We start from the raw sequence: 22,403 nt of genomic DNA on the forward strand, positions 1-22,403 counted from the left end.
ATTCAACGTGGGAAGTGTTGATGGTGATACCACGAGCTTTTTCTTCTGGTGCGTTATCGATCTGGTCGAATGCACGAGCAGAACCACCGTAGGTTTTTGCCAGAACGGTAGTGATTGCAGCGGTCAGCGTTGTTTTACCATGGTCAACGTGGCCGATAGTACCGACGTTAACGTGCGGTTTTGTACGTTCAAACTTTTCTTTAGACATCGATTGTCCCTCTAAGACACGGATAAATCGGTGATATCACCACATCAACCAGGCGAAATGCCTGAACTGTTGAATACATTTAAATTGAAACAGAGAGAAACGGGAGGGAGAAGTGAAGTGGTGCTGATACCCAGAGTCGAACTGGGGACCTCACCCTTACCAAGGGTGCGCTCTACCAACTGAGCCATATCAGCACGTATTGGAGCGGGCAGCGGGAATCGAACCCGCATCATCAGCTTGGAAGGCTGAGGTAATAGCCATTATACGATGCCCGCATCCTGAAACTCGGCTACCCAGTTCTTTCTGTAACAAAAAAAGAGATTTCTCTCTTTTCATGTTTGAGCTGATTAATTTTTCTAACCAGCTCCGGCGGCATTTACGCTGCCAGAAAGTGGTGGTGGGGGAAGGATTCGAACCTTCGAAGTCTGTGACGGCAGATTTACAGTCTGCTCCCTTTGGCCGCTCGGGAACCCCACCGGACTTGATGGTGCCGACTACCGGAATCGAACTGGTGACCTACTGATTACAAGTCAGTTGCTCTACCTACTGAGCTAAGTCGGCATCAAGTAGCGCGCATTCTATGGAGACATGAGCAGTCATGCAACTAAAAAATTGCATAAAACGTTCTTTCGCTCACATTTTATTCGAAAGAAGGTCTAAACGCTGTAAATTCACCCACTCACGGTTAAAAATCCAGCATGAATACATGATTTACACCGTATATAGCGTACCGTGATGACTCCCGCGTAAAGCAGCGCTTCCCTATATTTTTTCTTATTATTCCTGTCATCTGGTGTTAACCTCCTGCCCATTGTCCAAAATTAACTATGTGAAGAGCCACGACCCGGCTGTTTTGTCGCTGGTTCACTGAAACATGCTTATGAGCAAAAAAGAGCAAACGTTAATGACGCCTTATCTTCACTTTAACCGCAGCCAGTGGGCTGCCCTGCGCGATTCCGTCCCTATGACGTTGACGGAAGGTGAGATAGCGCGGTTAAAAGGGATAAATGAAGACCTGTCACTGGAAGAGGTGGCAGAAATCTATTTACCATTATCTCGATTGCTTAACTTCTATATCAGTTCCAATTTACGACGCCAGGCAGTGCTGGAACAGTTCCTTGGAACTAACGGCCAGCGTATTCCTTATATCATCAGTATTGCGGGTAGCGTTGCCGTCGGTAAAAGCACCACCGCGCGCGTATTGCAGGCGCTGCTGAGCCGCTGGCCTGAGCATCGCAGCGTAGAGCTGATCACCACAGACGGCTTTTTGCACCCGAATGAAGTGTTAAAAGAACGGGGTCTGATGAAGAAGAAGGGTTTCCCTCTTTCTTATGATATGCACCGGCTGGTTAAATTCGTCTCCGATCTGAAATCAGGCGCGCCAAACGTGACCGCACCGGTTTACTCACACCTGATTTATGACCGTATTCCGGATGGCGACAAAACGGTGGTTCAGCCAGACATCCTGATTCTGGAAGGATTGAATGTGCTGCAAAGCGGCATGGACTATCCGCACGACCCACACCACGTGTTTGTCTCCGACTTTGTCGATTTCTCTATTTATGTCGATGCACCGGAAGATTTGCTGCAAAGCTGGTATATCAACCGCTTCCTGAAATTCCGCGAAGGGGCATTCACCGATCCTGACTCCTACTTCCACAACTACGCCCAGCTCTCTAAAGAAGAGGCCATCAATGTAGCGACCGGGCTGTGGAATGAGATCAACTACGTGAACCTGAAAGAGAACATTCTGCCGACCCGCGAGCGCGCGAGCCTGATCCTCACCAAGAGCGAGAAGCACGCGGTCGACCAGATCCGCCTGCGGAAATAAGCGGTAAGCAGACATAAAAAAACCGGCGATAATCGCCGGTTTTTTGTTTTCGCATTACGCGTGCGGCTTTTCGCCGTTTTCATCCTGGTCGACGGCAAAGCACGCCACCAGTTGACCACCGTAGTCTTTCAGCTGCGGCTGCAACTGGGTGCAAGGGCCGAAGCGACGACGGCAACGGGCGTTGAACGCACATCCCGGAGGCGGATTCAGCGGGCTTGGCAGCTCGCCGGTCAGCTTAATGCGCTCACGACGGTCGTCCGGGTTCAGACGCGGTGTTGCAGACAGCAGCGCCTGAGTATACGGATGACGAGGATTATTAAAGATCTGATCTTTCGTCCCCTTCTCGACACACCGCCCCAGGTACATCACCATCACTTCATCCGCAATATGCTCAACAACAGACAGGTCGTGTGAAATAAACACGTACGACAGCCCCAACTCCTGCTGCAAGTCCATCATCAGGTTAAGCACCTGAGCACGAACGGAAACGTCGAGCGCCGAAACCGGTTCATCAGCAATCACCACATCCGGGTCAAGCATCAGACCGCGGGCGATAGCGATACGCTGACGCTGGCCGCCAGAGAACATATGCGGGTAGCGGTCGTAGTGCTCGGTTTTAAGCCCGACTTTCGCCATCATCGCCAGCGCTTTTTCACGACGCTGTTCTTTGCTCAGGCTGGTGTTAATCAGCAGAGGCTCTTCGAGGATCTGCCCTACTTTCTTACGCGGGTTCAATGAACCGTACGGGTTCTGGAACACAATCTGGATTTTCTGGCGACGCAGCTTCTGCGCATGCGGATCGTGCTTGAGCAGATCCTGCCCCTGGTAGTAAAGCTCACCACCGGTAGGCGTTTCGATCATCGTCAGCAAGCGGCCCAGCGTGGATTTCCCGCAGCCGGACTCGCCCACCACCGCCAGCGTTTTACCGCGCTCCAGGGTGAACGATACGCCATCAAGCGCTTTTACCAGGCGCTCAGGCGCGAACAGCCCCTTCTTCACCGGGTAGTGTTTTTTCAGGTCGATGGCCTGCAACAGCAGTTGTTGCGTGGCGGCCTGTTGCGTACTCATAGTGTTGGCCTCCCGGCATCATCGAGTGGGTAGTGACATTTGGACTGACGGCCGTCCCCCAGCAAGGCAAGCTCTGGCTCCTCGGCGCGGCATTTGTCCGTTGCGTACGGGCAGCGCGGGTTCAGCAAGCAGCCCTGCGGACGGTCATATTTGCCCGGCACAACACCCGGCAATGACGCCAGACGCGCTTTGTCCTGTGCAAACTCCGGCAGTGCACGCAGCAGAGCCTGAGTATACGGATGACGTGGCGCACGGAAGATGTCGTTCGCCGCGCCCGTTTCCACAACCTGCCCGGCATACATCACAATAATTTTGTGTGCCGCTTCAGCCACCAGCGCCAGGTCGTGAGTGATCAGTACCAGCGCCATGTTCTCTTTCTGCTGCAACTCCAGCAGCAGTTCGATGATTTGCGCCTGGATGGTCACGTCCAGCGCCGTTGTCGGTTCATCGGCAATCAGCAGTTTCGGTCGACAGGCAATGGCCATCGCAATCATAACGCGCTGACTCATACCACCGGAAAGCTGGTGCGGATAAACGTCCAGACGTGAACCTGGGTCAGGGATACCCACCTGCGTCAGCAGGTCGATGGCACGCTGACGACGAGTTTTCTTGTTACCCCCCTGATGCACCTTAATCGCTTCCATAATCTGGAAACCGACGGTGTAGCATGGGTTAAGGCTGGTCATCGGGTCCTGGAAGATCATCGCCACTTCAGCACCGACCAGCTGGCGGCGCTGTTTTTCGGAAATGCGCTTCAGATCCTGTCCGTTAAACTCCAGGCTTTCCGCCATCACGCGGCCCGGATAGTCAATCAACCCCATAATCGCCAGCGAGCTGACCGATTTACCGGAACCTGACTCCCCTACAATGCCGACCACTTCGCCCTGATTTACGCTGTAGCTGATGCGGTCCACGGCGCGAAACGGTGTGCCTTCGTCACCGAAGTGCACCGATAATTTATCTACATTTAATAACGCCATCTCGTGCCTCTTACTGCTTCAGTTTGGGATCAAGTGCATCACGCAGACCATCACCCATCAGGTTAAATGCCAGCACCGTCAGCAGAATCGCCAGACCCGGGAAGGTGACGACCCACCAGGCGCTTTGCGCGAACTGCAACACGTCGGAGAGCATGGTGCCCCACTCCGGTGTAGGCGGCTGCGCACCCATGCCAAGGAAGCCAAGAGCGGCCATATCGAGAATGGCGTTAGAGAAACCGAGCGACGCCTGAACAATCAGCGGCGCAAGGCAGTTCGGGAAAATGTTAACGAACATCTGACGCATTGCACCGGCACCCGCCACGCGAGAAGCGGTAACGTAGTCGCGATGCACTTCCACCAGCACAGCCGCGCGTGTTAATCGCACATAGTGAGGCAGTGCCACGAAGGTCAGCGCAAGCGCTGCGTTGCCTATCGACGGGCCGAATATCGCGACCAGAACCAGTGCCAGAAGCAGGCTAGGCAGGGCCAGCATGATGTCGACAATACGCATGATGATGTTATCAACAATACCGCCGAAGTAGCCTGCTACCAGACCCAGAACGATACCCATGATCAGCGACAGTACCACCACCAGGCAGCCGACCAGCAGCGACAGGCGTGCGCCGTACATCAGACGCGACAGCACATCGCGGCCCACATCGTCAGTACCCAACAGGTGTGTCAGGCTACCGCCATCCTGCCATGCAGGAGGGGCAAGCAAGGCATCACGGAACTGATCCGCCGGGTTATACGGTGCAAGCACGTTCGCAAATACAGCAATCAGAATCATGATAGAAACATACACCAGCCCTACCACTGCGCCTTTGTTGCGTTTGAAGTAGTGCCAGAACTCCTGCAACGGTGTCATTGGAACCGGTGCAGCGACAACTTTGTTTTCAGAAACCTGTGACATGATGGCCCCTTACTTCTTATGACGAATACGCGGGTTCACCACGCCGTACAGCAAATCGACCAGCAGGTTGACGAGGATAATCATCGTCGCAACCAGCAGCACACCGCCCTGCACCACCGGATAGTCACGGCGTTGCAGCGCATCAATCAGCCAACGTCCAAGCCCCGGCCAGGAGAAGATGGTCTCGGTCAGGATCGCCCCTGCCAGCAACGTCCCCACCTGCAAACCGATAACAGTAACGACCGGCAGCATTGCGTTACGCAGCGCGTGAACGATGATGACGCGCATCCGGGTCAGGCCTTTCGCGCGGGCAGTACGGATGTAGTCCTCGCCCAGCACTTCCAGCATGGATGAGCGGGTCATACGCACGATAACCGCCAGAGGAATGGTGCCCAGCACCATTGCAGGCAGGATCATGTGGGCCACTGCATCGATGAAGTTACCCGGCTCACCCCAAATGGCCGTATCGATCAGCATAAAGCCGGTCAACGGATTGGAGTCATCAAGGAAGACCATATCGCTGACGCGTCCGGAAACCGGCGTCAGGTTCCACTGCACCGACACCAGCATAATCAGCATCATGCCCCACCAGAAGATAGGCATGGAGTAACCGGTCAGCGCCAGACCAACAGCAGTATGATCGAAAATAGAACCACGCTTAACGGCAGCCAGTACACCGACCGGAATACCCACCGCAGTGGCAAAAATCATGGCGCAGACACCAAGTTCCAGCGTCGCTTTAAAACGCGGCACGAACTCGTCCCACACCGGAAGGCGGCTTTTCAGCGAAATACCTAAGTCACCGTGCAACACACCCCAGATATAGTTGAGGTATTGCTGCCACAGCGGCTTGTTCAGACCAAGCTCCGCCAGCAGCTGTGCATGGCGTTCAGGGGAGATACCACGCTCGCCCGCCATAATCATTACCGGATCGCCGGGGATCATATGAACGAAGGCAAAAGTGAGAAGGGTGATACCGATAAACGTGGGGATAACAAGTCCCAGACGTCGGAGGATGAACTGCAACATAACCCGGATTCTCTCTGATGACGCACGACAAATAACGTGACGTCTGTATTGCTCACAAATGTAAATTCCCTCTCCCTGTGGGAGAGGGTTAGGGTGAGAGGCGACATGCGCACCCCTCACCCCTGCCCTCTCCCTAAGGGAGAGGGAGAACACCCTACTTATTATTCAACAGATACGTTTTCGAAGTGGTGTTTGCCCAGTGGATCAACCACGTAGCCTTTCACCTCTTTACGCACTGGCTCGTACACGGTGGAGTGAGCAACAATCAGCGCCGGAGCCTGATCGTGCATGACAACCTGAGCTTGTTTGTAGAGTTCAATACGTTTGTTGTGATCGTCGGTTGCACGCGCCGGCTGAATCAGGTCTTCAAACGGCTTATAGCACCAGCGAGAGTAGTTGGAACCGTCTTTCGCAGCCGCACAGCTGAACAGGGTTGCGAAGAAGTTGTCTGGATCCCCATTGTCGCCGGTCCAGCCCATCATCACAGCCTGATGCTCACCCGCTTTGGCGCGTTTCAGATACTCGCCCCACTCGTAAGTCACAATCTTGGCCTGAACACCGATCTTAGCCCAGTCAGCCTGAACCATTTCAGCCATACGGCGTGCGTTCGGGTTGTACGGACGCTGTACTGGCATCGCCCACAGTTCAACGGTAAAGCCTTTATCCTGGCCTGCTTCTTTCAGCAGCGCTTTCGCTTTCTCAGGATCGTAGGTGTAGTCTTTAACGTCGTCGTTGTAGCCCCACATTGTAGGTGGGATCAGGTTCTTAGCGGCAACGCCTGCACCCTGATAAACCGCTTTGATGATCGCTTCTTTGTTCACCGCGTAAGTCAGCGCCTGACGCACTTTCACGTCATCAAACGGTTTCTTCTCGGTGTTGAAGGAGAGATAGCCCACGTTCAGGCCAGCCTGCTCCAGCAGGTTGATGTTTTTGTCCTGCTTCATACGCGCGATATCAGCCGGGTTCGGGTATGGCATAACCTGGCACTCGTTTTTCTGCAGTTTTGCATAACGCACAGAGGCGTCTGGGGTGATGGAGAACACCAGGCGGTCGATCTGAGGTTTAGTACCCCAGTAACCCGGGAACGCTTTATACAGAATGCGAGAATCTTTCTGGTATTGCAGCAGCTGGAATGGGCCAGTACCGATTGGATCCAGGTCCACTTTCTCCGGGGTGCCCGCTTTCAGCATGTTGTCCGCGTATTCTTTAGACAGAATAGACGCGAAGTCCATCGCCAGGTCAGCCAGGAATGGGGCTTCAGGGCGGGTCAGCACGAACTGAACGGTTTTATCGTCAACTTTTTTCACTTCAGAGATCAGATCTGGCAGACCCATCCCTTCGAAGTATTCATAGCTGCCGCCAGACACTTTGTGGTACGGGTTCTGAGCGTTTTTCTGACGATCGAAAGAGAACACAACGTCATCGGCGTTAAAGTCGCGCGTTGGTTTAAATTCTTTGCTGTCCTGCCACTTCACGCCCTGGCGTAAATGGAAGGTATAGGTTTTGCCGTCTTCGCTGACTTCCCACTTCTCAGCCAGACCCGGAATAACTTCCGTAGTCCCGGTTTTGAATTCAACCAGACGGTTATAGATTGGTACGGAGCTTGCGTCGTACGTTGTACCAGAGGTAAAGAGCTGTGGGTTAAAGCCTTCCGGCGAGCCTTCAGAACAGTAAACCAGGGTTTTTGCCTGTACGCTTGCTGCGACGGTCAGAGCCACCAGGCTCAGACCAAGCTTCAGCATCCCCGACTTCTTCAAGGAAATACTCATTATTCTGCTCCAATGTGATGTTTTGCTTTGTTGTGTTACGCCGCCTGACCTTTATTTATTTTTTACCCGGTCCGGTCGGTGATGCCCGAAGGCGTTAAAGGGATGGAGAATCCTTTCAGAAGAGCCTTTGAGTTGCAGCGCAGATCCTCCCTGAAATGCCCCTCGTGCCCTACAATCTGTCAACAGAATGTGAAAACGTCAATACAGGTGACGGGGATTTACGCTGAGTGTGAGAAACCGCAAACAAAGATTAAAAAAACTTTAGACGCCAGTTTTCAGCAGGGAAATTTATGCTACTCACCATGTTGCAGCACAAATATCTTCATATTCTGCAACATTCAGTGATTAACTTTTATTCAGATTGGGTAAATTTTCTTGCAGAATGGTGATTATCTGAGCACTAAATTCCGCGAACGTTAAAACGCACAGCGAAAAATGCTGAGGTTATCCATAAGCAACGCGAAAAAAGATCAATCTATATATAAAAAAATACAATGGATTATGTCACAAAATCGTTAACAGGCAGGTTGAAGCAGGGCTAAGGTTCGTTTTGGGTACTCTGGCGGGATAAAGTCATAATGCAAAAAGGGCTAACCTTGCGGTTAGCCCTTTTCAGAATGTGGTCGGCGAGATGCAAAAAACCCCTGCTCTAAGAGCAGGGGTTTCGAATGTGGTCGGCGAGAGAGGATTCGAACCTCCGACCCACTGGTCCCAAACCAGTTGCGCTACCAAGCTGCGCTACTCGCCGAATGCGGAGCGCATCTTACTGCTGAGGTGCGCCCCCGTCAATCCCTTAAATTAAAAAAGCCATTCAACTGGCGAGAAACTCGCCAGACAAGCTATTGCGCGGCTTTTACGGTGTTATCAGGGAGTTTGCACCAGTTGTTATTTTCGTTAATGCCACCGTTCGGTGAGGTATACCCCAGGCAGCCTAAAATGGTGTCGTACAGTTCAACGTGACGACGCGGAACCTTCATATCTGCCTCTTTCTTCAGATGGGCAAACATCTTCGCTTTCTCCGGGTCTTCCAGATACTTGTCCGACATCCACACCATCATTGGTACGCGGAACTGCTCCGGTGGCGCCATCTTGCGCGGCGTGCCGTGCAGGTGCTCGAACTCATTGATGGATTCACCATGGTCAGCGGCATAGAACACAATCGCTTTCTTATCACGCACCTGGTCAATCACGGTATCAATAAAGTGGTCAACGTAGGTCACCGAGTTATCGAAGGAGTTAATCAACTGCTCTTTGGTACAGTCTTTATCTACCCCGACACACTCTGGCGTCCATTTTGCAAAATTACGTGGATAGCGCTGCGTGTAGTTAAAGTGCGAGCCCTTGGTATGCAGAATAATCATGTGCTTACCATCAGGGTTGCCGTTCAGCGAGTTTTTCATCTCGTCGATAAGCAGCATGTCATCAACATTCTTGCCACGGTTACGCGGCTCAGCACCAATCTGCTCACGATAGGCAATGTTCTGCGCCATGGTGTTGCTGTAGAACCACATCTCGCTTTGCATCGCATAGAGATCGGACGTGAACCCAAGCTGGCGAAGTACTGAGAAAACGTTCTGTTCCTTGAGCGTACGCTGTGGGTTATCGCTTGCCCCACCCTCACGCACGAACATGCAGCGCAGGGAAAGCTTTGTTGCCGTATCGCAAGAGTAGCCACGATACGCGATCAGGTTTTTCTCCTGAGCCAGTTTCGGCGTGGTATCGCGGTTATAACCCAGGATACCCATGTGATCCCAGCGGGTCGTTTCACCGATAATAAAGACGACATAGGTGTCATCGATATCTTTCGGCGCATCATAGGTAAACTTCTTCGCTGGGTTCATCAGCGATTTGTTATCAGAGGATTCATCCACCTGTGCCCAGGCATACAGCCCCAGCGCAGAAATCCAGTTAGACGGCAGATAAGAGTTAGCAACAACGCCGCCGTAGCTTGGCATATCCACACCAGCAGTACGCTCGTCATATTTTTGCTTCACTTCCAGCAGACGAATCGGCCCCCAGACCATCAGCCCGGCCAGCAGTACCAGCGCAACGCTTCGGATGCGTTGTCCTGGCGTACGAAGCTGATGCACCAGCGTATATCGGCAGCGGTTACTCCAGATAAGCAGCAACGGTAAGGCGCTGACGGCAATCACCCAGAGGACAAAATGCAGGCCAACCACCTCTTTCGACAGGTCGATATCCGTGGTCATCACAGAGGCAATAATGCCGTAGCCAATCACCACGTTCATAAAGGTCATGTAATAGCTGGCGCCCGCCGAACACAGCACGACAAACGAGGCCAATACGCGCCACAGGCGTCGACCAAACAGTGAAAGCACACGAAGCAAACAGAATGTAGCCAATACCGCAGCGACTAATTCGACAACCGCTGCAATTCCTTTCCAGACGGTAAAATCTTGCGCGTATCCATCAAACCGACGGAAGAAAACTGCGCCATTCATAAACAGGCCGATGTACAACGCCAGCAAAAAACTCAGCTTTTGTTGTGCCATCGATTTAATGTATTTCATGCAAGCTACCCGGAAAAAGGGACGAGATCGCCGTTCACGTTGAATCAAAAGTGAACAGAATAAAAAATCGCTATGGAAGTCGTTATCGGAAACGTCTACAAGCGTGGTAAGTAGACCACAGGGAAAGGGAAAAGTGGCAGCAGAGAGTGTGATCGCGACAGTTTTTTACAAAAAAGAAAATTCGATTTCGGACGTTTTAAGCCATGCTTCAATGTTACGAACAAAAAAGGCCGGAAACCCGGCCTTTTTGCTGCATCCATTACGCATGCGCTTCTTTAAACACTTCGCGCTGAGGCTGGCGAATGGTGGTCGACAGTGCCAGCGAAATAATCAGTAACGCGAATATCACACAGAAGGTCACGTAGAACCCGCCAAACAGTGAGGCAATCAGCGAGCCGCAAATACTGCCGATACCAAAACCTAAGTAAATCACACCGTAGTTTTTCGCCAGGTTATTCAGACCAAAGAATTCACTCACCAGTGACGGGAATACCGTGATGGTGCCGCCAAAATTGAAGGCAACGCAGGCAATCGCGGCAAAGAACGTGGCTTCATTCAGTGGCGCAAAGAGCAGCGCCGCCATCCCCACCAGCGATACCACCTGACCAATGGTGATCACGCGGATACGGGCAATTTTATCGGACAGAATACCCAGCACCAGGCGGCCGGACAGGTTCGCGATAGAGATAACGGTTACCGCGTTAGCAGCGGTGAGCGCATCCAGTTTCACCATCCCCTGAGCAATATCTTTCGCCACGCCAATCACATACAGACCGCTCATGCAGGCCGTCAGGAACATAACCGCCAGCATCCAGTACTGTGGTTTACGCATGGACTGCGCCAGGGTGAAGTCATTCTCCATCACACCATTCACGGATTTTACTTCCTGCTGAGGCGCATCTTTCATCAGCGTTGCCCCGAACAGAATCATCACCAGCACGATAACGCCCCAGATCATGAAGGTTTTCTCAAGACCCACGGAGGCCAGCAGGTGCGAATCGATAAATTTGAAGCCGAGGCTGCCCAGGCCATAAGAGCCGATAGCAAGGGCGGAGATTAACCCCTTGCGTTCCGGGAACCATTTCACACAGTTTGACAGCGTCAGCAGATAACCCGCGCCGTCTGCCAGCCCCACCAGCACCCCGGCGCTCAGCCACAGCATCATCAGGTTGCTGGAGTGTGCCGTCAGGAAAAAACCCACACCCAACAAAACGCCGGATGCCATGGTGACACGCTTAACACCAAAGCGTTCCTGCAACTTGCCCGCTACCGAGGAGGAAAGCGCCAGGCCAAGACTCAATAAGCCAAAGGAAAACGCCACCTGGCTCACCGGCGCACCGAGCTTATCGGAAAGAGCACTGTTAAACAGGCTCCAGGTATAGACCGAACCCAGCGCAAACTGAGTCACGATGGTGCCAAATAAGGTCAGCCAGCGAGTGCGGTTGTATGATGATGTGTTCATGGCAGTTGTCCTGCAAGAGAAATTAAGGGAATTCGCTGAGGACAACGATAAACAAAACCTTAAAACACCTGGGGGAAAACGGCATGAAATGCAGGAGAAACGGAATGAAATGCCTGGAATCAGGAATGAATGACCTTGCCGGGGTCAGGAGCGAAAGTGTGTTAGTGCATACTATCGCTGCAACCCCGACCATTATTGCGCCAAAGATGTTATCGCATCGTTGAAAAAAGTAACAACCCTAAAATTTTGCACTGACACCCAGGGTATACAAAAAGTCTTCGCCAGCAGTGGTGTTATCCGCCTGGGATAAAGAGGCATACGCTGCCATATGTGGGTTAAGCAGCACATCGGCGCCGACAGTCACATCCATCCAGCTACCGTACTGCATCGGCGCGGGTGTCTGAGACATGCCAAACTGCGATTTCCACTGATTTTCACCAAACTGCTGGTTATAGCTAATCTGTGCCCAGGGGCGCAGTTCGCCATATTGCGTATCCACTCGCCAGCCCAGCGAACTGACGCTGGCGTGCCAGAGCGGGTCTGTCAGTGATTGCGTTGTCGCGCTATCACCAAACTCGTTGTACATGTTGGGTGCCGAACCATCGTAACGCCATGCCACGACGGGCCCGGTGGTGATATGGCGAGTGACAGGGAAATTCCACCCAAGGCTCATCGAGCCGGGAAGTTCAGACGTCGAGTCAGACGGCAGAGTCAGGGCGAGCCCAGGCACATTCTGCGACGTCTTAATACGCTCTGCGAGAATATCTTCATAACGCGGTTGGTGATCGGCGTCCCATGTATAGCGTTCCGCCGTATTGCTTTGTGTATCTGAAACGATATATTCCTGTTGCCAGGCCAAAGCAGTGTTACAGGAAAAAAAACAGACTGAGACACCTGCCAGGCCAAAAACTGCATGGCAGCCACTGATTTTTTTTATCATCATCAAAGCGACTCCAGACAGAGCCGAATTCGGCGATATTTATCATTGTTTAGGAAGAGGTATCAGGGCTTAGCCCTGTATTAACTATTGTCTCTTTAGCAGACACGTCAAGCCTGAAAGATTGAAATTTTTGCGATTTCAGTATCAATAAGGGAGATAACCTATGCAACGTTGCGGCTGGGTAAGCCAGGATCAGCTCTATATCGACTATCACGATCAGGAATGGGGTGTGCCGGAAAAAGACGGCAAAAAACTCTTTGAGATGATCTGTCTGGAAGGTCAGCAGGCCGGTCTTTCCTGGATAACCGTTCTGAAGAAGCGTGAAAACTACCGCGCGGCCTTCCATCAGTTTGATCCCGTAAAGGTCGCCGCAATGACCGATGAGGATGTAGAAAAGCTGGTACTGGACGCCGGAATTATCCGTCATCGCGGCAAAATACAGGCCATCATCGGTAATGCGCGGGCGTACCTGGCCATGGCGCAAAACGGCGAGCCATTCTCAGATTTTGTCTGGTCATTTGTGGATAACACCCCGAAAGTGACGCTGGCCGCAACGCTTGCGGAGATCCCCACGTCGACCCCCGCTTCAGATGCACTGTCTAAAGCGCTGAAGAAAAGAGGGTTTAAATTTGTGGGCACCACTATCTGTTATTCCTTCATGCAAGCCTGTGGGCTGGTGAACGACCATATCACAGGCTGTTTCTGTCACCCTGGGGGCGTTGATGATCCGCAAATGGCAAAGTGAGAATGCAGATCCGCTACTGAGCTTATGGCTTGAAAGCACCACCGAGGCGCATCCGTTTATCGACCCAGGGTACTGGAAAGAGAATGAAATCCTGGTGCGAGAAGTCTATCTCCCGTCCGCAGAAACCTGGATCTGGGAAGAAGATGGGCACCCGTGCGGATTCATTAGCGTGATGCAGACACAGTTTGTTGGCGCACTGTTTGTCGCCCCGGCGTTCATCGGGAAAGGCATCGGACGCGCGCTGCTGAACTATGTTCAGCAGCGCTACCCGCATTTAAGCCTTGAGGTGTATCAGAAAAACGTCCGGGCGGTGAATTTCTACCATTCCCAGGGCTTTCGCATCGAAGACAGCGCCTGGCAGGATGATACTCAACACCCGACGTGGATTATGAGCTGGCAGGCGGATCAAACGCCGTTAGTGTAAGTTCCGGCCCCTGATATTTCTCGACCCATGCCAGCGCCGTGTTTCCGGCACACCCATTCCCCAGCTTTGAGCTGGGGAGATCTTTGGTCAGCACGTTGACGGCCCCGTTTTTACAGATACCGCCTTCGGTCAGCTCAAGGTCTGGCCATGCCCCCTGGTGAATACAGATAACGCCTTGTCTGATCCCGTCACTCACCACGGCACCCGCCAGCACTTGTCCACGCTGATTCCAGACGCGCACCACATCGCCATCCACAATCCCGCGCGCCTGTGCATCGTCTTTATGCAACGTGATCGGCTCGCGTCCTGCTACGGCGTACTGTTCACGCAGCGAGGTATAGTTCAGCTGGCTGTGTAAGCGGTGCGCCGGGTGAGCAGACAATATCTGAAGCTGCTGCGGCTGCGCGTTTCCGTGCCATTCGTCTGGCTCAAGCCATGCAGGATGCGGCGGACAGTCGGCATACTCAAAGCTGGCAATACGCTGGCTGTAGATTTCAATTTTCCCGCTCTCGGTTTTCAGCGGATGATTTTGCGGATCGCGGCGGAAATCGGCAAAACGGACAAATTGCGCGTTCTGCTCGCTCTCTGGCATTTCGAAAATGTCATTCGCTTCCCAGAACTGGGCAAACGGCGGCAGTGTGACACCCTGCGCCGCGCCCCGCTGCCCGGCTATCTGGTAGAACGTTTCCAGCCATTCCAGATCGGTTTTACCCTCGGTGAATCGCTCGCGTCCCCCCTCTTCCCAAAGCTCGCTCAGTTCGGCAAAGACATTCAGGTCGTCGCGCGCTTCATCCCGCGGTGCCACAACACGCTTCATCGGGACCATATGCTGATTGCTGTAATCGCCGGTCATGGTGAGGTCGTTACGTTCAAACGAGGTCGTGGCAGGCAGAACGATATCTGCGTGTTTAGCGGCAGCAGTCCAGAAGCATTCTGAAATCACCACCAGCTCCGGTTTCTGCCAGGCGCGGATAAGACGGTTGGTATCCTGATGATGGGTAAAGTTCGCACCACCCGCCCACCAGACAAAGCGAATATCCGGGAAATGCCGGTCCATGCCGTTGTGCTGATAAAACCCGCCAGGGTTTTCCAGCGCCTCAACAATGCGCGCCACCGGAATTTTGTCCACGGCATCTGTGCCGTTGTGAACGGTACCCTGCATGGACGCCAGCACGGCGGCTTTACGCGTAGGGTTTCCGCCGTTCGCAAAGTGATAAGAGAGGCCAAAACCACCGCCCGGCGTACCAATCTGCCCAAGCATCGCCGCCAGTGTCACCAGCATCCAGTGTTTTTGCTCACCGTATTGCTGGCGCTGCATCCCCCAACCTGACATCAGCATGGTGGAATTTTCGTGGAACAATGCCGCCATTTCGCGGATTTTCTCTGCATTTACACCGCAGATCGCTGCCGCCCATTCAGCCGTCTTGGCGATACCGTCGGTTTTGCCCGTCAGGTACTCCGCAAATTTGTCGTAACCGGTGGTACAGCGCGCCAGAAACGCTTCATCCTGCCAGCCATTTTCCACCAGCGTGTGCGCGATACCCAGCATCATCGCCACATCGGTTCCCATGTGCGGGGCAATCCATTCGGCGCTGTCGCCAAGGAAATCCATGGTTTCAGAACGCATCGGATCGATGCAAATAATACGTTTTCCGCTTTTACGCAGCGCATCAAAGTAGGGAATACCTTGTTCGTCAGTAGCATTCCACGCAATCTTGAGGGTATTTAGCGGGTTAGCACTCCACAGCACCACCACATCGGTGTGTTCCAGCACCAGCGGCCAGCTGGTCTGCTGCTGGTAAACTTCGTTCCCGCCCACCACGTACGGCATGATGGCCTGCGCCGCGCCGGTCGAATAATCGCCCAGATGCCCGGTATACCCCCCGGCCAGGCTCATATAACGCTGGAGAAGCGTGGCGGCTTTGTGCAGTACCCCGTTTGAACGCCAGCCATAAGAGCCCGCAAAAATGGACGACGGACCGTAGCTCTCGCGGATACGTTTATGCTGCGCGTGGATCAGTGCGAGCGCATCATCCCAGCTCACACGCACAAACTCATCCTGCCCACGGATACCTTGCGGTTTATCCGGTGACATCAAAAATCCTTTGCGAACCATCGGCCAGCGCACGCGGGTTTTACTGTGTACCTGATCGCGAACAACCGTCTGAAGAGAGTTGGGATGCTGCGAAGGCAATGCCCCGCGGGATGACAAGACGTTTTCGCCATCGGTTTCGACCAGCATTGGGCCCCAGTGGGCAGCGGTCAGAATCGTTTTTGTTGAAGTGCTCAAGCGTGCGCTCCTGGTTGCGTGCAGGTTTTACGGCCTTCTTATTGAGGCTGTTTATGGTTTGACACAAATTTCAGAGTAATACCCGGAATTTTCTCCGTATCTGGACGTCATAATCAACCGCCACGCTCGTCGTGGCAAAGAATAAAAAGGATTAAGGAAATAAGATGAAAAAACGCGTACTCGTAATTGCTGCTCTGGTGAGCGGCGCAATGGCTGTTTCAGGCTGCACAACAAACCCTTATACCGGTGAGAGCGAAGCAGGAAAAGCGGGCATCGGCGCAGGTCTCGGTTCGCTGGTAGGCGCGGGCATTGGCGCACTCTCCTCTTCCAAGAAAGACCGCGGCAAAGGCGCACTGATTGGTGCGGCGGCCGGTGCAGCGCTGGGCGGCGGTGCGGGTTACTACATGGATGTGCAGGAATCAAAACTGCGCGAAAAAATGAAGGGAACCGGCGTGAGCGTGACGCGTAATGGCGACAATATCATCCTGAACATGCCAAACAACGTGACCTTTGACTCCAGTAGTGCCACCTTAAAACCAGCAGGTGCAAACACCCTGACCGGCGTGGCGATGGTGCTGAAAGAGTACAACAAGACAGCCGTGAACGTGTTCGGCTTTACCGACAACACGGGCAGTCTGGATCTCAACAACCGTCTGTCGCAGCAGCGTGCCGATGCCGTATCCAGCTCGCTGATTACCCAGGGCGTTGAAGCTAGCCGTATCAGCAGCAAAGGGATGGGCCCTGCCAATCCGATCGCCAGCAACAGCACCGCGGAAGGCAAAGCGCAGAACCGTCGCGTAGAGATCACTCTGAGCCCTGTGCAGTAATCATTGCGCCGGGTGGCGGCTTCGCCTTACCCGGCCTACGTTCGACATGTAGGCCCGGTAAGCGCAGCGCCACCGGGCAAATCACTTGATTCGTCAGATTTTCCCGCTAAGGTGTTCTCACTCAAATCAGGGAAATCAGCGATGAGCAAACCAGCACGGGCCACCATCAGCGACGTAGCCAAAGCCGCCAAAACCGGAAAAACCAGTATTTCACGCTATCTCAATGGCGAGAAACACCTGTTGTCTGACGCCCTGCTGGCACGAATTGAACAAGCCATTGCCGATCTGGATTATCGCCCGAGCCTGATGGCCCGCGGCCTGAAGCGCGGTCGAACTCGTCTTATCGGGCTTATCATCGCCGACATCACCAACCCTTACTCCGTGAATGTGTTAAGCGGTATTGAAGCGGCCTGCCGTGAAAAAGGGTTTACCCCACTGGTGTGTAACACCAACAACGAGGTTGACCAGGAGCTGCATTACCTTGATCTGCTGCGCAGTTACCAGGTGGAAGGGATTGTGGTGAATGCCGTGGGAATGCGCGAAGAAGGCCTCAATCGCCTGCAACAATCCTCCCTGCCGATGGTACTTATCGACCGAAAAATCCCGGAATTCGCCTGCGATGTCGTCGGCCTGGATAACACTCAGGCAGCCACCACCGCAACCGAACATCTCATCGAACAGGGCTTCGAGGCTATCCTGTTCCTGAGCGAACCGCTGGGCACGGTCAATACCCGCCGCGATCGTCTGGCGGCATTCCGCGCGACCCTGGCACGCTACCCGGGCGTAATTGCCGAGAATGCCGAAACCCCGCTGCACGAAGCCGACCAGATCGACAACATCCTGCGCCAGTTCCACACCCGTCATCGCGGGATGCGAAAAGCCGTGATCTCCGCCAACGGTGCGCTGACCCTACAGGTTGCCCGTTCGCTCAAACGTATCGGCCTGCACTGGGGCAGCGATATTGGTCTGCTGGGGTTCGATGAGCTGGAGTGGGCCGAGCTGGCCGGCGTGGGCATTACCACACTCAAGCAACCTACGTGGCAAATCGGTTATGCCGCGGTTGAGCAGGTTGTCCGCCGTATTGAAGGCGTCAGCGATGCCATTCACGAGCAGGTCTTCTCCGGCGAGTTGATCGTTCGGGGCTCTACCGCCCGTTAATTTCCCCTTCGTGATGCCGATCATAAATTCAACATCCTGTCCTTTCCTTTGGAACCGGTTCCATCTAGCGTAATACTATCGATGTGAGATGTAACGGAGTCAGGCAATGGGCAGGAAAATAATGGTGGTCACCGCCGCATATGGCGCGGATCAGGTGCGACAGGCAGGTGGCCAACGGGCGATGCTTCCGGTGATTGCCGCCGCAGGTGCCGACGGCGTTGAGATCCGCCGTGAGCTGTTCAGCAGCGAAGAGTTACTGGCGCTGCCCGCACTGGGCGAATCCATTGAGCTGCTGGGTTTACTGGCCTGTTATTCCGCGCCAGTGCCCCTGTTTACGCCTGACGGAACCCTCAACCCCGACCTTTCGTGGTATCTGGCCGAAGCCACCACGCTCAATGCCCTGTGGCTGAAAGTTTCACTGGGTCACTTCCGCGATAAGCAGCCGCTTGAGGAGCTGCGTACATTGCTGAACGAAAGCGGCATGGCGCTGGTGGTCGAAAACGACCAAACCGACTGCGGCCAGCTTGCGCCGATGCAGCGCTTCAAGGCAGCTTGCCGGGTGCTGTCTCTGCCCGTGACGCTGACATTTGATATGGGCAACTGGCTGTGGGTGGGCGATTCACCAGAAGAAGCTGCCCGCCATCTGGCGCCTGCCGTAAGTTATATCCATGTCAAAGCCGCCGTCCCACATCATCAGCAGTTTCGCGCCATAGCGCCAGACCACGCCGACGCACGCTGGCTGGAATTGCTTAATCAGCTGCCATCTGACGCCCCGCGCGGGATCGAGTTTCCGCTGGAAGGACCGGACCTGGCTGCCGTCACCCGTCATTACGTTAACCTGCTGCGCGAGGAGTAAATCATGCACAAGACGCTGGATGTGATCACCATCGGCGAGGCCATGGCAATGTTCGTTGCCACGCAAACAGGCGAGCTTAGCGCAGTAGAGCACTTTTTCAAACGCGTGGCAGGAGCAGAGCTGAACGTCGCGACCGGCCTGGCGCGCCTGGGGCTGAACGTCGGCTGGGTAAGCCGCGTGGGTGATGACAGCTTTGGCCATTTCGTTCTGGATACGCTGAAAAAAGAGGGTATTGATGCCGCGGGTGTCACCCTTGATGCGCGCTTCGCGACCGGTTTTCAGCTGAAATCTAAAGTCGAAAATGGAACCGATCCCATTGTGGAGTATTTCCGTAAGGGCTCGGCAGCGAGTCATCTGTCGGTAAATGACTATCACGCCCACTATTTCACCTCCGCACGTCATCTGCACCTGAGCGGCGTGGCGGCAGCGCTCTCCGCCAGCTCTTATGAGCTTCTGGATCACGCGGCTGCGGCCATGAAAGCGCAAGGGAAAACGATCTCTTTTGATCCTAACCTGCGTCCGGTGCTGTGGAAAAGCGAAGCAGAAATGGTTGAAAAGCTTAACCATCTGGCTTTCCAGGCCGACTGGGTACTGCCCGGTGTGAAAGAGGGGATCATCCTCACCGGCCAAAAAACGTCGGAAGGGATCGCCGATTTTTACCTGAACAAAGGGGTAAAAGCCGTGGTGCTGAAAACCGGTGCCGACGGTGCCTGGTTTAAAACCGCAGACGGTGAACAAGGCGCAGTTGCCGCGGTAAAAGTCGACAACGTTGTCGACACCGTTGGGGCTGGCGACGGGTTTGCCGTGGGGGTAATTAGCGCCCTGCTGGAAGGCAAAACGCTGCAACAGGCGGTGTCGCGCGGCAATAAAATTGGATCGCTGGCGATCCAGGTGCAGGGCGACAGCGAAGGATTACCGACACGAGCGCAGCTCGGTTCCTGAATTCCCTCTCCCCATGGGAGAGCCACACCACACAAAACAAACCACCGTGTACCCTACATACAACGGCGGTACAAACCTCAACAACAGAGGCAAGCCTATGAACAGTTCGACCAATGCAGCAAAACGCTGGTGGTACATCATGCCAATCGTGTTTATCACGTACAGCCTGGCGTATCTTGATCGTGCAAACTTCAGTTTCGCGTCCGCCGCAGGTATCACTGAAGACCTCGGGATCACCAAAGGTGTCTCTTCCCTGTTAGGTGCCCTATTCTTCCTCGGCTACTTCTTCTTCCAGATCCCCGGGGCGATTTACGCCGAGCGTCGCAGTGTTCGTAAGCTTATCTTTATCTGTCTGATCCTCTGGGGTGGCTGTGCTTCACTGACCGGTGTGGTGAACAACATTCCTGCCCTGGCCGCCATTCGCTTTATTCTTGGTGTGGTCGAGGCGGCAGTCATGCCAGCGATGCTTATCTACATCAGCAACTGGTTCACTAAATCTGAGCGCTCCCGCGCTAACACCTTCCTGATCCTCGGTAATCCGGTCACAGTACTCTGGATGTCGGTGGTATCCGGCTACCTGATCCAGTCATTCGGCTGGCGCGAGATGTTTATCATCGAAGGGGTTCCTGCCGTCATCTGGGCATTTTGCTGGTGGGTGCTGGTAAAAGATAAACCTTCACAGGCGAAATGGCTCTCTGAAGATGAAAAAACCGCTTTGCAGGCGCAGTTGGATAAAGAGCAACAGGGCCTGAAAGCGGTACGTAACTACGGTGAAGCCTTCCGTTCCCGCAACGTCATTTTGCTGTGCGCGCAGTACTTTACCTGGAGCATTGGCGTCTACGGTTTCGTGCTGTGGCTGCCGTCGATTATCCGCAGCGGCGGCGAAAACCTCGGCATGGTGGAAGTGGGCTGGCTGTCATCCGTGCCTTATCTGGCGGCAACCATTGCCATGATTATCGCTTCCTGGGCCTCGGACAAACTGCAAAACCGTAAACTGTTTGTCTGGCCACTGCTGCTGATTGCTGCTTTTGCCTTTATCGGCTCCTGGGCCGTGGGTGCCAACCACTTCTGGGCATCTTACACCCTGCTGGTGATTGCCGGTGCAGCGATGTATGCCCCGTATGGCCCGTTCTTCGCCATCATCCCGGAGATGCTGCCGCGCAACGTAGCAGGCGGCGCGATGGCGCTTATCAACAGTATGGGTGCGCTGGGCTCGTTCTGCGGCTCCTGGTTTGTGGGCTACCTGAACGGTGCAACCGGCAGTCCGTCAGCCTCGTACATATTTATGGGGGTAGCACTTTTCGCCTCAGTGTGGCTTACTTTGATTGTTAAGCCTGCTAATAATCAACAGCTTCCCGTCGGCGCACGTCACGCCTGACCCCTTTAAAATCAACGGAGATTAGCATGAAGCCGTCCGTCATTTTGTATAAAGCACTGCCTGAAGATCTGCAAAAGCGCCTGGAAGGACACTTCACCGTAACTCAGGTGAAGAACCTTAGCCCGGACACCGTCGCGCAGCACGCTGATGCGTTCGCAAGCGCTGAAGGCCTGCTGGGTTCAAGCGAAAAAGTGGATGTCGCATTGCTGGAGAAAATGCCGAAGCTTCGTGCTACCTCGACGATTTCTGTGGGGTATGACAACTTCGACGTCGAGGCCCTGAACACCCGCAAAGTTCTGCTGATGCATACCCCGTATGCTCTGACAGAAACCGTGGCCGACACGCTGATGGCGCTGGTGCTCAGCACCGCCCGCCGGGTGGTGGAAGTGGCCGAACGCGTGAAAGCGGGTGAATGGACAAAGAGCATCGGCCCGGACTGGTTCGGTGTGGATGTTCACGGCAAAACGCTGGGGATTGTCGGCATGGGCCGTATTGGCATGGCGCTGGCGCAACGCGCGCATTTCGGCTTTAACATGCCGGTGCTGTACAACGCGCGTCGCCATCACACTGAAGCTGAAGAGCGCTTTAACGCGCGCTATTGCGAGCTGGATACCTTGCTTCAGGAAGCCGATTACGTCTGCCTGATCCTGCCGCTGTCGGAAGAAACGCATCATCTGATTGGCAAAGCTGAGTTCGCGAAAATGAAGAAATCAGCCATTTTCATCAATGCGGGTCGCGGCCCGGTGGTGGACGAAAAGGCGCTGATTGAAGCACTGCAAAACGGCGAGATCCACGCCGCGGGTCTGGATGTGTTTGAGCAAGAGCCGCTGCCGGTCAGTTCACCGCTGCTGGCATTGCCAAACGTGGTCGCCCTGCCCCACATTGGCTCGGCAACGCACGAAACCCGCTACAACATGGCGGCCACCGCGGTAGACAACCTTATCGCCGCGCTGGGTGGAAGGGTTGAGAAAAACTGCGTTAACCCGCAGGTACAACAGTAGAAACGAAAAAACCCGCCAGAAGGCGGGTTTTTAAATTCTTTGCTACTGGGT

General features: G+C 54.0%; 19 protein-coding genes and 5 tRNA genes. 9 read left to right on the forward strand and 15 right to left on the reverse strand.

Features of this window, described 5'->3' with window-relative positions; genetic code table 11:
• The 5 genes from F3J30_RS17915 to F3J30_RS17935 all read right to left on the reverse strand — a co-directional run.
• On the reverse strand, positions 1-208 hold a 208-nt coding region (locus tag F3J30_RS17915), incomplete at its 3' end, for a GTP-binding protein (RefSeq protein WP_021242225.1).
• A 118-nt stretch (positions 209-326) separates the two neighbouring features.
• Positions 327-402, reverse strand: a tRNA-Thr gene (locus tag F3J30_RS17920).
• Between the two features lie 6 nt (positions 403-408).
• Positions 409-483: transfer RNA gene (locus tag F3J30_RS17925), tRNA-Gly, on the reverse strand.
• 117 nt (positions 484-600) lie between these two features.
• Positions 601-685, reverse strand: a tRNA-Tyr gene (locus tag F3J30_RS17930).
• A gap of 8 nt (positions 686-693) precedes the next feature.
• Positions 694-769 (reverse strand) — tRNA-Thr (locus tag F3J30_RS17935).
• Positions 770-1,088: 319 nt separating this feature from the next.
• Between F3J30_RS17935 and coaA the strand changes: the two genes are divergently transcribed.
• The gene (coaA, locus tag F3J30_RS17940) at positions 1,089-2,039 is read left to right on the forward strand and encodes a type I pantothenate kinase (protein ID WP_014068447.1); all 951 of its coding nucleotides are present in this window, start codon (positions 1,089-1,091) and stop codon (positions 2,037-2,039) included.
• A 54-nt stretch (positions 2,040-2,093) separates the two neighbouring features.
• On the opposite strand, the gene dppF is transcribed toward coaA, so the two are convergent.
• The 9 genes from dppF to F3J30_RS17985 all read right to left on the reverse strand — a co-directional run bounded on the left by dppF (position 2,094) and on the right by F3J30_RS17985 (position 12,734).
• On the reverse strand, positions 2,094-3,107 hold the full coding sequence (gene dppF, locus F3J30_RS17945) for a dipeptide ABC transporter ATP-binding subunit DppF (protein ID WP_166718082.1): 1,014 nt from the start codon (positions 3,105-3,107) through the stop codon (positions 2,094-2,096).
• Positions 3,104-4,087, reverse strand: a complete 984-nt coding sequence (dppD, locus tag F3J30_RS17950) for a dipeptide ABC transporter ATP-binding protein (protein WP_166718083.1) — start codon at positions 4,085-4,087, stop codon at positions 3,104-3,106. The genes dppF and dppD overlap by 4 nt, the downstream gene beginning before the upstream one ends.
• Positions 4,088-4,097: 10 nt before the next feature.
• On the reverse strand, positions 4,098-5,000 hold the full coding sequence (gene dppC / locus F3J30_RS17955) for a dipeptide ABC transporter permease DppC (protein ID WP_166718084.1): 903 nt from the start codon (positions 4,998-5,000) through the stop codon (positions 4,098-4,100).
• A 9-nt stretch (positions 5,001-5,009) separates the two neighbouring features.
• The gene (gene dppB / locus F3J30_RS17960; RefSeq protein WP_014068443.1) at positions 5,010-6,029 is read right to left on the reverse strand and encodes a dipeptide ABC transporter permease DppB; all 1,020 of its coding nucleotides are present in this window, start codon (positions 6,027-6,029) and stop codon (positions 5,010-5,012) included.
• Positions 6,030-6,190: 161 nt separating this feature from the next.
• Positions 6,191-7,798 carry a dipeptide ABC transporter periplasmic-binding protein DppA gene (dppA, locus tag F3J30_RS17965; protein WP_014068442.1) on the reverse strand — a complete coding sequence of 536 codons (1,608 nt, stop codon included), beginning with the start codon at positions 7,796-7,798 and terminating at the stop codon, positions 6,191-6,193.
• 671 nt (positions 7,799-8,469) lie between these two features.
• Positions 8,470-8,546, reverse strand: a tRNA-Pro gene (locus F3J30_RS17970).
• A gap of 91 nt (positions 8,547-8,637) precedes the next feature.
• Positions 8,638-10,329: a kdo(2)-lipid A phosphoethanolamine 7''-transferase gene (eptB, locus tag F3J30_RS17975; RefSeq protein WP_166718085.1), complete on the reverse strand. Its 1,692-nt coding sequence runs from the start codon at positions 10,327-10,329 to the stop codon at positions 8,638-8,640.
• A 259-nt stretch (positions 10,330-10,588) separates the two neighbouring features.
• Entirely contained in the window at positions 10,589-11,791 is a 1,203-nt protein-coding gene (locus F3J30_RS17980) for an MFS transporter (RefSeq protein WP_166718086.1), read from the reverse strand.
• Positions 11,792-12,029: 238 nt separating this feature from the next.
• Complete coding sequence (locus tag F3J30_RS17985) at positions 12,030-12,734, reverse strand: autotransporter domain-containing protein (protein WP_166718087.1); 705 nt, start codon at positions 12,732-12,734, stop codon at positions 12,030-12,032.
• 160 nt (positions 12,735-12,894) lie between these two features.
• Here F3J30_RS17985 and tag point away from each other — a divergent pair, with 160 nt between their 5' ends.
• Entirely contained in the window at positions 12,895-13,476 is a 582-nt protein-coding gene (gene tag, locus F3J30_RS17990) for a DNA-3-methyladenine glycosylase I (protein WP_014068434.1), read from the forward strand.
• Positions 13,454-13,900: an N-acetyltransferase gene (locus tag F3J30_RS17995; protein ID WP_166718088.1), complete on the forward strand. Its 447-nt coding sequence runs from the start codon at positions 13,454-13,456 to the stop codon at positions 13,898-13,900. Before tag ends, F3J30_RS17995 begins: the two co-directional genes overlap by 23 nt.
• On the opposite strand, the gene F3J30_RS18000 is transcribed toward F3J30_RS17995, so the two are convergent.
• Entirely contained in the window at positions 13,863-16,142 is a 2,280-nt protein-coding gene (locus F3J30_RS18000; RefSeq protein WP_247650641.1) for a molybdopterin guanine dinucleotide-containing S/N-oxide reductase, read from the reverse strand. The genes F3J30_RS17995 and F3J30_RS18000 overlap by 38 nt on opposite strands.
• A 212-nt stretch (positions 16,143-16,354) precedes the next feature.
• Between F3J30_RS18000 and F3J30_RS18005 the strand changes: the two genes are divergently transcribed.
• From F3J30_RS18005 to ghrB, 6 genes are all read left to right on the forward strand, one after another.
• Positions 16,355-17,017, forward strand: a complete 663-nt coding sequence (locus F3J30_RS18005) for an OmpA family lipoprotein (RefSeq protein WP_166718090.1) — start codon at positions 16,355-16,357, stop codon at positions 17,015-17,017.
• A 141-nt stretch (positions 17,018-17,158) separates the two neighbouring features.
• A complete protein-coding gene (locus F3J30_RS18010; protein WP_014068430.1) occupies positions 17,159-18,175 on the forward strand; it encodes a LacI family DNA-binding transcriptional regulator in 1,017 nt (338 codons plus the stop codon).
• 106 nt (positions 18,176-18,281) lie between these two features.
• Positions 18,282-19,031, forward strand: coding sequence for a hypothetical protein (locus tag F3J30_RS18015; protein ID WP_014068429.1), 750 nt, complete (start codon positions 18,282-18,284; stop codon positions 19,029-19,031).
• 3 nt (positions 19,032-19,034) lie between these two features.
• Positions 19,035-19,973 (forward strand): sugar kinase, encoded by a 939-nt coding sequence (locus tag F3J30_RS18020; protein ID WP_166718091.1) that lies wholly within the window; start codon positions 19,035-19,037, stop codon positions 19,971-19,973.
• A 97-nt stretch (positions 19,974-20,070) separates the two neighbouring features.
• Complete coding sequence (locus tag F3J30_RS18025; protein WP_166718092.1) at positions 20,071-21,351, forward strand: MFS transporter; 1,281 nt, start codon at positions 20,071-20,073, stop codon at positions 21,349-21,351.
• Positions 21,352-21,377: 26 nt separating this feature from the next.
• Positions 21,378-22,352, forward strand: coding sequence for a glyoxylate/hydroxypyruvate reductase GhrB (gene ghrB / locus F3J30_RS18030; RefSeq protein ID WP_166718093.1), 975 nt, complete (start codon positions 21,378-21,380; stop codon positions 22,350-22,352).
• Positions 22,353-22,403 lie beyond the last annotated feature (51 nt).

Source organism: Enterobacter sp. Tr-810 (assembly GCF_011752765.1).
In the GTDB taxonomy this organism is placed as follows: domain Bacteria; phylum Pseudomonadota; class Gammaproteobacteria; order Enterobacterales; family Enterobacteriaceae; genus Enterobacter; species Enterobacter soli.